Annotated in this window: 1 rRNA gene; it reads right to left on the bottom strand. The window is 54.2% G+C overall.

The window, feature by feature from the left end:
• Nucleotides 1–91, bottom strand: a 16S ribosomal RNA gene (locus tag OO70_RS50915); the annotation flags it as partial.
• Nucleotides 92–312: the final 221 nt, after the last annotated feature.

Genomic DNA, 312 nt, shown 5'->3' on the forward strand with positions numbered 1-312 from the left:
TAATCCCCACCGAAGTGGTTCATCGTTCGACTTGCATGTGTTAAGCACGCCGCCAGCGTTCGTCCTGAGCCAGGATCAAACTCTCCGTGAATGTTTACCGGTTATCCGGTGCACACATCACGAGAGCGGAACGACCACCGGAATAAGGCGGCCGTTCACAGCGTCCTCGCTGTATGTGTTCTTCAAAGGAACCTCGTCCCAACCGTGATGGCCGGAGACGGGGTATCAACATATCTGGCGTTGATTTTTGGCACGCTGTTGAGTTCTCAAGGAACGGACGCTTCCTTTGTACTCACCCTCTCGGGCTTTCCT

It is taken from the genome of Streptomyces xylophagus, assembly GCF_000716435.1.
Classification (GTDB): Bacteria; Actinomycetota; Actinomycetes; order Streptomycetales; family Streptomycetaceae; genus Streptomyces; species Streptomyces xylophagus.